11 protein-coding genes are annotated in these 12,549 nt (G+C 36.6%); 7 read left to right on the top strand and 4 right to left on the bottom strand.

Features of this window, described 5'->3' with window-relative positions; translation table 11 throughout:
• The first annotated feature begins 256 nt into the window (after positions 1-256).
• Positions 257-1,018: a hypothetical protein gene (locus tag HND50_11480; GenBank protein NOG45850.1), complete on the top strand. Its 762-nt coding sequence runs from the start codon at positions 257-259 to the stop codon at positions 1,016-1,018.
• A gap of 167 nt (positions 1,019-1,185) precedes the next feature.
• Positions 1,186-2,043, top strand: coding sequence for an LEA type 2 family protein (locus HND50_11485; protein ID NOG45851.1), 858 nt, complete (start codon positions 1,186-1,188; stop codon positions 2,041-2,043).
• A 59-nt stretch (positions 2,044-2,102) separates the two neighbouring features.
• On the opposite strand, the gene HND50_11490 is transcribed toward HND50_11485, so the two are convergent.
• Together HND50_11490 and ychF are read right to left on the bottom strand one after the other, a co-directional pair.
• Positions 2,103-2,732: a hypothetical protein gene (locus HND50_11490; GenBank protein NOG45852.1), complete on the bottom strand. Its 630-nt coding sequence runs from the start codon at positions 2,730-2,732 to the stop codon at positions 2,103-2,105.
• A 14-nt stretch (positions 2,733-2,746) separates the two neighbouring features.
• Complete coding sequence (gene ychF, locus HND50_11495) at positions 2,747-3,829, bottom strand: redox-regulated ATPase YchF (protein ID NOG45853.1); 1,083 nt, start codon at positions 3,827-3,829, stop codon at positions 2,747-2,749.
• 236 nt (positions 3,830-4,065) lie between these two features.
• Here ychF and HND50_11500 point away from each other — a divergent pair, with 236 nt between their 5' ends.
• Both HND50_11500 and HND50_11505 read left to right on the top strand, forming a co-directional pair.
• Positions 4,066-5,058, top strand: coding sequence for a rhodanese-related sulfurtransferase (locus tag HND50_11500; GenBank protein ID NOG45854.1), 993 nt, complete (start codon positions 4,066-4,068; stop codon positions 5,056-5,058).
• 27 nt (positions 5,059-5,085) lie between these two features.
• Positions 5,086-5,811, top strand: coding sequence for a hypothetical protein (locus HND50_11505; GenBank protein NOG45855.1), 726 nt, complete (start codon positions 5,086-5,088; stop codon positions 5,809-5,811).
• A gap of 143 nt (positions 5,812-5,954) precedes the next feature.
• Here the strand turns inward: HND50_11505 and HND50_11510 are convergent, their stop codons facing one another.
• Positions 5,955-6,407: a GNAT family N-acetyltransferase gene (locus HND50_11510; GenBank protein ID NOG45856.1), complete on the bottom strand. Its 453-nt coding sequence runs from the start codon at positions 6,405-6,407 to the stop codon at positions 5,955-5,957.
• Between the two features lie 120 nt (positions 6,408-6,527).
• Between HND50_11510 and HND50_11515 the strand changes: the two genes are divergently transcribed.
• The 3 genes from HND50_11515 to HND50_11525 all read left to right on the top strand — a co-directional run bounded on the left by HND50_11515 (position 6,528) and on the right by HND50_11525 (position 10,812).
• Positions 6,528-7,100, top strand: coding sequence for a sigma-70 family RNA polymerase sigma factor (locus HND50_11515; protein ID NOG45857.1), 573 nt, complete (start codon positions 6,528-6,530; stop codon positions 7,098-7,100).
• Between the two features lie 91 nt (positions 7,101-7,191).
• On the top strand, positions 7,192-7,569 hold the full coding sequence (locus HND50_11520) for an endonuclease domain-containing protein (GenBank protein ID NOG45858.1): 378 nt from the start codon (positions 7,192-7,194) through the stop codon (positions 7,567-7,569).
• A gap of 378 nt (positions 7,570-7,947) precedes the next feature.
• The gene (locus HND50_11525) at positions 7,948-10,812 is read left to right on the top strand and encodes a serine/threonine protein kinase (GenBank protein NOG45859.1); all 2,865 of its coding nucleotides are present in this window, start codon (positions 7,948-7,950) and stop codon (positions 10,810-10,812) included.
• Positions 10,813-10,843: 31 nt separating this feature from the next.
• On the opposite strand, the gene HND50_11530 is transcribed toward HND50_11525, so the two are convergent.
• Positions 10,844-12,547, bottom strand: coding sequence for an AAA family ATPase (locus tag HND50_11530; protein ID NOG45860.1), 1,704 nt, complete (start codon positions 12,545-12,547; stop codon positions 10,844-10,846).
• Positions 12,548-12,549: the final 2 nt, after the last annotated feature.

Genomic DNA, 12,549 nt, shown 5'->3' on the forward strand with positions numbered 1-12,549 from the left:
AAAAAATCGAGTTTTCGTTTAAAATGGGCTTAAAATAAATTTGGTGTTTTTGGCACACACTTTGCCTAAGCAGTTATCAACAACTGATATAGCTATCAGTTGAATACTGATTTTGATTTTCTCAAGAAAAGATTATAAACCAGCAATTTTAAAGCCTTTTGATTACAAAAAAGAAAATGAGTTTATTCAAGATAATGGGTTAATAATTGGCGCCGGCTTGAGGGGGACGGCGTCAAAATTTTAAAGGGGAATACAAATGGATTTAGCTCTGGAAGAAAAGTTTCGCCAGTATAAAATGGAAAAAGAACATACAAACAAACAGCCTATCCGTTTTGCCAATAAACAAAACAGCAGCTTCCCTTTATTGGCTGAATCTGTTAAAGGCGTGGCGCATGATATGCGTAATTTTTTATCAGCCATAACGGGTTATCTGGAGCTGGTTAAAATGGATCCTAAAAAAAGTGATTTAATTGACAATGCCCTGAAAGCTGTAGATATGGCTTCTGAATTAAACCTCAGGCTATTAAACCCAAAACAAAAGAATCCAATAAAAGTAAATATTGCATCTGTAATAGAGAAAACAACAGTGGCAATAATTGGTTCTTCAAAAGTAAAGTTTTCACTTTCGACATGCCCGAATCTTGAAGATTTACTTATTGATGAACTCTTACTGGAACGAGCCATTCAAAATATTTTAATAAACTCTATAGAAGCTATTGGAGACAAAGACGGAACAATTAATATTTCAACCTGCGGAATTGAACAGGGCTGCAATGTAGTCTCTACTTTGAATGACCAAAGATATATTCAGATTTCGATAAAGGATAGTGGGGGCGGAATTCCGGAAGAATATTCTGAAATGATAATGAAGCCGTATTTCAGTACAAAAGCCACTGGAAGTGGTCTTGGATTGGCAATTGCTAAAGAAATAATAAACTCTTTGAATGGTGTCATTGAAGTTGCATCGGCAGATGGTGCCGGAACAATGATAGCAATTTATTTACCTGTAGAAAATTAAAAAAGGTATGAAGGGGCTGTCAATCCAGGCTATGCTTGGAGCGACGTTCTTTTATACTCCGAGGGCCGGGAAGTGGGGACAACCTGGCCCTTTTTTTAACAAAATATTATTTTTGTCTTTATATTTTTCCTACCTTCAAAATAAAATACAATATTAAGGATAGTTTCATGAAACGCTTTATTGCTCTTTTAACAATTTCTTTTTTCTTTACAGGCTGTGCGGAACTTTTACAGCTTTTACAGCAGTCTTCTGTTCAAAAACCAACTGCTTCGGTTACAGCTACAAAACTTACAGGATTATCTTTTACGAAAGCTGATTTGTTGTTTGACATTAAAATTAATAATCCAAACGGGATTGCTATTGATTTGGCAGGATTAGATTATGGATTGAAAATAAATGAAAGCTCTTTATTCAGCGGAACAAAAAATGATCCATTAAATATTGAAGCAAAAGGTTCCAGCACGATTCAAATTCCGTTAAGCTTAAAATACGATGACATTTACAAAACAGTTAAATCATTGACCGGCAAAGGGAAATCATCATACACTTTTGAAGGCGGCCTTAGTTTTGATTTGCCTGTTCTGGGTAAAATAAGATTGCCACTTTCTAAAACAGGTGAGTTGCCATTGTTAAAGCTCCCAAAAGTTAAACTAAAAGATATAAGCATGAAAAACCTTAGTTGGAGTGGTGCATCAATGCAATTGGATATAGCTGTAAAGGGCAGTGGTGGACTCGATCTATTTGTTGATAACCTTGCTTATGGTTTAAAAATTGCCGGTAAAAACTGGGTTAGCGGCAAGGTCACAGATAAGATTGCCGTAAATTCTTCCGGGGAAAAAATAGTAAGCATTCCGTTTAAGTTGGATTTTTTATCTATGGGCAAAGCCGTTTATGATATTGCAACCGGTGATGCGGAATTAAATTATAATTTTGATGGTGATATGAATATTTCATCAGATCATCCATTGCTAAAAGCAGCAAATTTTTCTTTTGAAGATTTAAGTAAAATTAAAATTTCAAAATGATTTTGTAGTTTTTGTTGAAACCTTCCAGGTTTTTTAAACCTTGAAGGTTACTATTGTTGTTATTCTAAAATCAACGAATAATTATTTTCGCCTAAAGCCATGTCTTTTGTAAAACCCACCTTTTTCAAAAACTTCACATGTGCATAAACCGTGGAGTTAATGAGAATTGTTTTTACATTATGCTTCTCGAAGATGGTGGTATTTTTTTTGTAATGATATTCTGCAACTTTAAAATCGCGATAACCCTGGGTAACATATTCCATTTTAATTTCAAGGGAATTATCTTCTTTTATTTCGCCAATAAACAATCCCACAGGTAGCATATTTCTCAGTGTAAAAAATATTAAAGGTTTTTTTGTTTTCTTAAAATCGACATCGGGGAAAAAGGTTTTAATATCATCACAATGGAAATCCAAAAACCGTGTTAAAAATGCCGCTTTTGGATTTAATATTTCCAAAATTTCAAAATAATCTTTCTTGCGGTACATCTGGAAAATGTAAAAAAGATCTACCAGAGTAATAAATCCATTTAATATAAATACGGGATACGCATTAAGCAGCAATCCATAAGTTGCAAAAGTGGATGCGCCAATAAGGTTAATCCAACGCAGCTTTTTCATCGAGGTCATCATCAGGGAAATTGCTACAAGGAATGACCCTGAATATCCTACTATTTCAATCCAATCCAAAAACTTATCCTTTTTTAAACATTAAAGCGGATGCTAAGAATATCGCCATCTTTTACCGGATACTCTTTTCCTTCCAAACGCAAAATCCCCTTGTCTTTACAAGCATTCCAACCACCGGCTTCAATTAAATCTGTGTAATGAACAGTCTCTGCACGGATAAATCCTTTTTCAAGATCGCTGTGAATTGCGCCTGCTGCCCGTTGTGCTTTTGTATCATGTTTAATAGTCCAGGCACGGCATTCATCCTCACCAACGGTAAAGAATGAAATCAGGCCTTGTAATTCATAAGAGCGGCGGATTAATTTGTTCAAAGCGGGTTCGCTTATACCAAGATCTTCCATAAAAACGGCCGCATCTTCATCCGGTAATTCTGCAATTTCTTTTTCTATTTCTGCACTAAGCGATGTCACTTCGCAATTGGTGCCTGCAAATGATTCAAATTCTTTTTCAATTTCATCAGAATTTGAAATTTTATCCTCAGAAATATTGATCACATAAAGCACAGGTTTGGCTGTTACAAACTGATAACCGCGAATAATACGTTGCTCATCTTCATTTAAATCCATTTCACGGATTGGTTTTTCCTGTTCGAGCTGATCCAGGATTTTTTTCATTACAACAAGCTCACGCTTATCCTGTTCATCTTTAATTTTCATCACCTGTTTTTCAAGCTTTTCCACCCGTGTTTCAACAACTGCTAAATCGCTTAAAAGAAACTCGCTGTTTATAAAACCGATATCTTTTTTGGCATCAATGCGATCCAGGGGATGTGGATAAAAATCGTTTTCAAAATCACGTACCATTACAAGCATTGCATCAACATTTTTAACATTAGCAATAAATTGAGGTGGTAGTCCTTGCGGGTTTGATCCATCACCTTCAAGTCCGGCAACTTTTACAAACTCGATTGTGGCATTTACTTTTTTCTTTGGGTTAAATAAAGCGGTTAACTTTTCCAGTCTGTCATCCGGTACTTTTACCACGCCACGTTCAGCGCTTTGTTTTCCGTGCTGAGCAGAATCATCTTTTAAATTTAAAAGGGTTGAAAACAAAGTGGATTTACCGGAATATGGTAAACCAACAATTCCAATTTCCATAATAGTTAATACTCCGAAAGTTTTTTAATTTATTTTAATATTTTTTGTTTGTGAATTTGCAAGGCGCAAAGGTAGCAAATTTTTACTGATTTACCAATCTCAATGCTGACCGATTTTTATTCGATTAAAGTGGGATTAAATAGGATTCTATATAAGTTGAATAAACATCAGGAAATATTTATAGTATAAAAGCGTGTTTAAAAGCTTCCCCAAAATGACATAAACCGGAGTAATTAATGCCCAGGATTGTAGTAGCGGCTTTGTATAAGTTTGTTACATTAGATGATTTTGAAAAATTGCGTAAACCTTTGTTAAAGATTATGGCTAAAAATGAAATTAAAGGTACACTCTTATTAGCGCAGGAAGGTATAAACGGTACTATTGCAGGTACCCGCGAAGGAATTGATGCCGTTCTACGTTGGCTAAAAAGTGATCCAAGGCTCGCTGAGTTAAGCCATAAAGAATCATATGACGAAAGCATGCCTTTTTATCGCAGAAAAGTAAAGCTTAAAAAAGAAATTGTAACAATGGGGCAGCCGGATATTGATCCTAAAAAAAGTGTTGGCACTTACGTTGAACCAAAAGAGTGGAACGAGCTAATTTCAGACCCACAGGTTACACTGATTGATACCCGTAATTCCTACGAGGTCAATATTGGTACTTTTAAAAATGCTGTTAATCCTGAAACCAATTCATTTCGCAGTTTTCCAAAATTCGTAAAGGAAAAGCTGGATCCCGGCAAAAATAAAAAAGTTGCCATGTTTTGTACAGGTGGCATCCGTTGTGAAAAATCTACTGCTTATTTGAAAAGCCAGGGCTTTGAGGAAGTTTTTCATTTGCAGGGTGGTATTTTAAAATACCTTGAAGAAGTGGATGAAAAGGATACTATGTGGCAAGGAGAGTGTTTTGTTTTTGATAATCGTGTGACGGTTAATCACTCTTTGGAAAAGGGTTCTTTTGATCAATGCCACGCATGCCGTATGCCAATTACCGAGCAGGAAAAGCAGAGTGACAAATATGTTAAAGGAGAAAGTTGCCCACACTGTTTTGATTCTATAACTTCCAAACAACGCCAGCGATTTAAGGAGCGTGAAAAACAAGTAAAGCTTGCCAAATCCCGCGGTGAAGCTCATATTGGATCAGAGGTTCACAAAATTATTGAGAAAAGACGCAATCTTAAAACAAAGAAAAAGCAAATCAAAAACCCAATTGTTAGTTTAAAAGATTGAATTGCAAAACTTATTAGGAGGCTTACCATGAGTTCAGATCAGAGTGGCGATAGTTCAGCAAAAAAAGCGGCTATGACCAAGTGGATCGTATTTGGAGTTGTAATAATTGTCTTTATGTTTCTCTTTAAAGGAGAGATCAGTAAGATACTTGATAAAACAGAAGAGATTTCTATCTCCACAGATGGGATTGCCATTAAGACGAGAACGATAAATACACCGCTTGGTAAAACGGTTCTTTCAAACAAAGCTGCAGAATTTGAAGATACATCTGCCGAGCCGGTTTCACAGGTTTATGTTGACGAGGACAATGGATTTCAGATCGACTGGCCCCAAAATGGTAAATGGGCCGTAAACCGTGAAATGGCAGGGTTCATGTCTACGAATTGGAATGCAAATTTCCCTCTTTATATCGGTTATTATCAATCTTTTGGTGATTTCACTCCAAATATAAATGTTTTGGTTGGGCCTACGAATGACATACCAATCAAGGATTGGATTGATGCAACAAATAATGAGTTGGTTCAGTTGGGTTGGGAGGTTGTTGACACCGAAATTGATGAAGAAACAATGTCTGGTGTAAATGTAATGCTTAACAGGGATATCCAGGGAAGCCTTTACCAAGTGCAACGCTTTCTATTTAAAGAGGGGAAATTTTATATGGTCACAGCTTCAAAACTTGAAAGCGATACGGATGTTTTCCCTGAGATATATGAGGAAATGGCCTTTATCCTAAATTCATTTGAATTAATCTGAAATTAAAAAGTAAAAATATTAAGCCGGGTTTATTTTTACTTCAGAGTTAAAAAAATCTTCAAGTCGTTTAGATCCGTATGAATCATCAATATTGTCTTCTGCCATTCTATCAGACTTTTCATTTAAGGGTTTCTTTTTATTTATTACTTTTTTGGGATCGGGTTTAACTCCATCGTATAAAGATGGAGTCCCTTTCCCCAATAATTTTTTTCTGTGTTGGTATGGATAAAATTAAATTTCTCAAAAAATTTATATGCTAACTGTGAGGTTGTAACAATTACTTTTTTTATATTTGGATTCTTGCTAAAAAGACCTAAACAATGTTCAACAGAAAACTTTCCTAATCCTTTACCGGAATAATCCGGGTGAAAAAATATCCAAGTAATTCGTCCAATTTTGTGTTGGTTTTCTATTTGAACACCGATTCCTCCAACAATTTTATTTTCAATTTCGATAACAAAATAGTTCTCTCCATCAAGATCTAAATATTCAATAAAATCGTCGGTCTCTTTAATATCAAAAAATTTTGGAGTATTGCGTTTAAATATTCTAATTAATTCAAGTTTGTCGTTCTCATTATATTTTCTTATCAGCATAAATAATTGTATTTGTAAAACGAATACTAAGCAAATCATTTAATTAAAATAGCAGGATTTTTGCTGAATCTTAATGCGTTTCAAAAATAAAGAAATACAAAACTTTTCATTACAAAAAATATGACTGACTCAACACCTCAAAATGTAACAATAATGCTCAATCATCTTAGCGATGGGCAAAACGATGTAGTAGACCAACTGTTACCAATCGTTTATGAAGACTTGCAGAAAATTGCGCATAACCAACTCCGTCGCGAACGCTCCAACCACACAATAAATACACAGGCCCTTGTTCATGAGGCTTATCTAAAACTTGTAGATCAGCGAAATACAGATTGGAAAAACCGGGCACATTTTTTTGCGATTTGCGCCCAGGCAATGCGCAGGATTTTAATCAATTATGCAAAAAGCCGCTTAACAGAAAAAAGAGGTGCAGGTGAAGCAGTTGCCACTTTTAACGAAGAAGCATTTGTCCGTGAAACTAAAGCGGAAGAATTGATAATTCTGGATGAGGCATTAACACGACTTGCAAAAATGAATGAACGACAAAGCAAAGTTGTGGAATTGCGATTCTTTGCCGGCTTAACGCAGGAGGAAATTGCGGAAGTGTTGGGGGTTTCAAAACCAACTGTTCGCCTGGATTGGCGTTTTGCACGTGCCTGGCTTAGCCGTGAACTGGAAAAAAATTCTTGATTAAGAATTATGATGTTTGTAAAGCCAACTCACCCTTTTCCCTCTCTTTGAAAGAGAGGGATTTGAATCTACTAGAGAGACTGTGAATAATATTAATTCAAACAGCCAAAAAGAATTGGCAAAATCATTAGCACGCAAGTTAAGGAAGAATAGCACAAACGCAGAAAAAATATTCTGGGAAGCAGTCAGGGACAGACGGTTTTGCGGTAAAAAGTTTTATAGACAAAAGGTTATCTTTTTTAACCATTATGGAACACAGCGGTTTTTTATTGCCGATTTTTATTGTCACGAATTAAAAGTGGTGATTGAACTTGATGGCGGAGTTCACAAGCAGCAAAAGGAATATGATGAAATCCGTAGCGAAATTATTAATTCTAAAGGCATTAAAGTGATTCGTTTTAATAATGAAGAAATTGAAGAAAATATAAATCTTGTTCTTATTAATCTAAAAAAGACAATTCAAATATAAATGAGGTTCCCTTCTCTTTTTTTAAGAGAAGGGTTAGGGATGAGTTTTTCGCCAGATATTGGAATCTTAATAGTGTAGGGAAAAGCCAACTCACCCTTTTTCCCTCTCTTTGGAAGAGAGGGATTTGAATCTGCTAGAGCGAAATGTGAATAATAATAATTTAACAACCAAAAAAAAGTTAAGGATGATTTTGCTATATACACTGTTCTAACTTACATGTTTGAAAAAACAATCCACTCTTTTCTCTATGGAAGAGCGAGGCTAGTTTGATTTGTACCAAAAACAACTTTCATCAGGATTATCACTTTTATAATCAAATCGTGCGTTAGTAATATGTAAGCCATCTCAATATATTTCATCTCAAATCCTTATAACAAAATGAATACAAAACGCTGGACACAAATACAAACCCTCTTTGAACAAGTTCTTGAAAAAGACCCGGCTACCCGTCAGCAATTTTTAAAGGAGAAATGTGCCGGTGATTCCGCACTTTATGCAGAAATAACTTCTTTGTTGGCCGCTGATGAAAATGTACACGATCTTTTAAACGGTTTGGCTATTGATACTTTGCAAATCGAAGATGAAGTGTCTTTGGCAGGTAAAAATGTTGGCAACTATCTGATCGTTAAAAGAATTGCAACCGGGGGAATGGGAGCGGTTTATCTTGCTCAGAGAAGCGATGGTCACTTTGATCGTTCCGTAGCTTTGAAAGTAATAAAAAAAGGAATGGACTCAGAGCAAATTCTAAAACGTTTTAACCGCGAACGCCAAATTCTTGCCAAATTACAACATCCAAATATCGCGCGATTATTTGATGCAGGTATTACCGATGATGGGCGGCCCTATTTTACAATGGAATACATTGATGGTTTACCAATCGATCAATATTGTGACCAAAACAAAGTTACGATTAAGCAACGCTTAACTCTTTTTAAAACCGTTTGTGAAACGGTTAGCTATGCACACCGCAACTTAATAGTACACCGCGATTTAAAACCAGGCAATATTTTTGTTACAAATGATGGAAAAGTAAAACTTCTTGATTTTGGTATCGCTGATATATTGGATAAAACCGATGAACTGCATGGCCCGATTACTAAAGTTGGCCAACATGTTTTTACTCCGGAATATGCAGCGCCCGAACAGTTTAAAGGCGCACAGGCTTCGGTATCTACGGATATCTATCAGCTTGGTGTTGTTTTGTTCGAACTGCTTAGTGGGAGAAGGCCGTACAAGTTTGAGAATTCGTCTCTCTCTGAGGTAGAGAAAGAATTACAAAAAAAAGAACCACAAAAATTATCTGCATTAACAAAAAACAACTTTTCGGAAACCGCCCTTAAAAGAAGCACCACTATTTCAGATCTTAAAAAAACCTTAGGAGGTGAACTGGCGACAATTTGCCTTAAAGCACTTCGTAAGGAAAGTGAACGCCGTTATCTTTCTGTTGAATCTTTCCAGGATGACATAAAACGCTTTTTATCTAAAAAACCAATTTTAGCACGTAAATCATCATGGCTTTATAAAACTCAAAAGTTTGTCCAGCGAAATAAAATTGCAGTGATCAGTTCTTTCTTTATTGTAATAGCATTTTTTTCACTGATCTGGTTTTATACAAACGAGCTTAAACAGGAACGCGATAAAGCACAATCAGAAGAAATAAAAGCTGCACAAGTATCATCGTTTTTGATAGATATTTTCCAGGTGGCCGATCCGGCTGTATCTAAAGGTGAAACTATAACCGCCAGGGAAATTTTAGGACAGGGGCGCCAGAATATCGAATCGCGCTTGGAGCAACAACCTTTACTGCAAGCAAAAATGCTAAATGTTCTGGGTGATGTTTACGGCAGATTAGCTTTGTTTGATACTGCAACTGTTTTGCTTGAAAAATCACTTTCTCTCAGACGGGCCAATCTTGATAGTATGAACAGTGATCTGGTAGAATCGATGACCAGCCTGGCAATTGTTTACCTGGAAACGGATGATTATGAGCGGGCAGGAGATTTGCTTGACGAAGCCATGCTCATTTTACAAAAAACAAATCTGATAGCCGAAAAGGCTGAAGTACTAAACCTGAAAGGACGATTTCATAATTTTCAACGGGAGTTTAAAGAGGCCGAGCCTTTGTTTCGCGAAGCTTTGAAACTGGATATTGAATTTTTTGGCGAAGAGCATGAAACTGTGGCATCCGGTTATAGCGATTTGTCGCTTAATATGAAACGGCTGGGTAAATATGAAGAATCGGAAGAGTTGCTGTTAAAAGCCATTGCCATAAAAACAAAACTATTTGGTGCAGGCAGCATCGAGTTAAGTACAGAATATTTTAATTTGGGTAAACTGTCCCATTTAAGGGATGATTTTGAACGGGCGGACAGTTCATTCCAAAAAGCATTAGAGATAGATCGCCGATTATTGGGTGATCAGCATAGCGACCTTGCCAAAGTATTAACTTCATATTCCTTTTTAAAAAAAGATATGCGGCAGCTGGATCAGGCTCAAAAGCTAATCGACGAATCGTATCAAATAAACCTGTCATTATTTGGTGAAGAACATCATTCTGTGGCCAGTAATCTGGATTTTAAAGCGCGGTTACTACGCTATGCCAAAGATTATGATCAATCTTTAAAGCTGCACAAAAAAGCTTTGCAATTAAAAAAGGTGGTCTGGGGAGAAAGCCATCCTAGCGTTGCCAATACAATTAATAATATCGGGCGTGTATATAACGCGATGGGTGACTTCAAATCTGCAGAAATATATTACCGAAACTCAATGGAGATGATTTATGTAACCCAGGGCAAAGATGATCCGGAAGCAGCGACAACTTTGCATAACCTGGCCTTGGCCGTTTACGACCAAAAGGAGTATCTGCGTGCAGAAAAATTATTGATTGAATCATTGGCCGCTCAATCACGATTGCATCATAAAAATCATCGCCGCGTTTTAGGGGAAATGGAAAACCTGGCTTTGGTATATATCGATCTTCAAAAATATAAAAAAGCAGAAGAGCAATACAGGGAAGTGTTAAAACGCCGGGAAGAGGAATTGGAAGCGAAACATCGATATATCGGTCGCGCAAAAAGCAATCTGGGCAATGCCTTAATGTTACAACAAAGGTATGAAGAAGCTGAAAAACTGTTACTATCGGCATTTGTGATTTTAAAAGAGGCATCGGGCGAGGAAGACAGCTATACAAAAACCTGTTCTAAGCGTTTATCAAAATTATATTCTTTGAAAGCAAAGCTTTAACATTTCTTGCCAGAATTTTCCTTTGAATTATTTATAAAAAAGCCATGGCCAACTTGATGTCATTATAACTCACTTCTCCGTTCATGGCGTCAAAAAATGCTTTGGAAGACAACTGACCTCTGCTGGTTATATCTTTCGGGTTTTTCCGCGCCTCTAATTTATCCCGCGCTGATATCACCATTTCCATAATTTTCTCATCCGGCCTAAACCTGGAAATGTCTGTCTCAGGATATATTTCTTTTATTTTTACAATATGGCCACTTATTGTCCCGTTTGTCAAACCTCGTTCTTTGGAAATTTCTTCCAGAGATAAACCTTTTTCTATATACTCTTTGCTGAAAAGATAGGTGGATTTCTTAGGCATTTTTTTCTCTTTGGCTCTTTTACTAAACCGCTCAATCTCGTCAGGATCGGTTATGCCGCCACATTTCTTTATAAAATCTAAAGCCTGGTTTTCCTGTGTTTTTTCATCTGGTAAACTGTGCTCAACTTCTGTGGATAATTCCTGAAATCTTTTATCTGCTTTCGCAGCCAGACTTGCAACTTGCAAGGCCTTAGAATTGAACCCTTTTAGCTGTAATCCCTGCAAGCTTTTTAAACGCGATAAGGCCACATATCCTTGGCCTTCTTCAAAGGTTTTTGATAGATCAATTTCTGCAGCATCAAGGGTCATTCCCTGGCTTTTATGAATGGTAATCGCCCAGGCAAGGCGTATCGGGAGCTGAGAAAAAGATGCCAAATTTTTGCCTATATCATTTTCCATTGACCATTCTTCCGGTTCCACCAAAATATTTTTCTCTTCATAGGTTTTTACGATTGGGAAGTTATCATCCGAAAAATCAATTATTTGTCCCAAAGTCCCGTTAACAAAGCCTTTATCATAATTATTTTTTACAAACATTATCTTGGCAAACTTTTTCAGTTGTAGGTTTTCATCTGCCAAAACAGATTTTTTCAGAGATTCGATCAGCTTTTTATTTCCTTTTGTAACTGCTTTAAACAAATGCATTTCTTCAGGAAGTTCAAGTAAATGCTCTTTATTGATTTTATCTACATCGATGTTATGCGTATACATTTTTGTAGGCTGGTTTTGTGCTTCAAGCTTTGTTTCTTTGGAGGATTGTAATTCTCGGATAGAATGGGGAGAGATTTGTCCGGATCTGATCTCATTCAAAATAGTATTTAATTGTTGGTCGCTTTGCCGGTATTGTTCCGTGAGATAGCAAACGGCAAGTTTGGCATTCAGCCAGGATTGCGACATAAATGCAAATTTCTCTTTATTGCTTTCGCCGTGGTTTCCAATTGGCGGCAACTGAAAAAAATCACCGGAAAGTATAACTTGTACACCTCCAAAAGCATTGTCACTTTCCCGGAAGAATCGTAAAACTTCATCCACCATGTTAAGCTGGTTTTTATGAAGCATCGATATTTCATCAATGATTAATACCTGGGCTTCCTTCAGGTTTTTTTGCAGGTATTTTTTGCTTTGCATATTTAGTAAATCACTGCTGGAAAGGGAATTCTTAACACCAATTCCAGACCAGGCGTGAATGGTCATTCCATTCATATGGGTTGCGGCAATTCCGGTAGAAGCAGTAACGGCCACCGGTACTTTGCGCTCTTTTAAATAGCGGATATAATCATTTAAAACAAAGGTTTTACCTGTACCGGCAGATCCGGTAAGGAAGGCATTTCTACCGCTTTTTAAAATGGCTAAGGCCTGGCTTTGATCCATGG

It is taken from the genome of Calditrichota bacterium, assembly GCA_013112635.1.
Classification (GTDB): Bacteria; Calditrichota; Calditrichia; order Calditrichales; family J004; genus JABFGF01.